Consider the following 381-nt stretch of genomic DNA (forward strand, 5'->3'; position numbering starts at 1 on the left):
CCGAACCCTCAACGTCATCGACGAAGCCAATCGCGAGGCCCTGGCGATCCAGGTGGCCCAATCCCTGCCGGCTTCGATGTTGATTCGAACGATGGACCGTCTGGTGGATTGGTACGGTGCGCCGCAGTCGATTCGCATGGACAACGGCCCCGAGATGACCAGCCATGACTTCGTCGAATGGGCCCAGCGCAAAGGTATTGCCTTGAACTACATCGAGCCTGGCGAGCCCAACCAGAACGCCTACATCGAACGGTTCAACCGGACATTCCGAACGGAAGTGCTCGACGCCTACCTGTTCAGTTCCATCGAACAAGTCCAAGCCATCGCCGACGATTGGCTGACCCAATACAACGAGTACCGACCGCATGACGCACTGGGGGG

The 381-nt window shown here is 59.1% G+C and carries 1 protein-coding gene; it reads left to right on the plus strand.

What is annotated here, in order from left to right:
- Nucleotides 1–381, plus strand: a 381-nt coding sequence (locus WG899_RS22315) for an integrase core domain-containing protein (RefSeq protein WP_339597832.1), incomplete at both ends; no start/stop codon positions are given.

The sequence above is a fragment of the Paucibacter hankyongi genome (assembly GCF_037482915.1).
Lineage (GTDB): Bacteria > Pseudomonadota > Gammaproteobacteria > Burkholderiales > Burkholderiaceae_C > Paucibacter_A > Paucibacter_A hankyongi.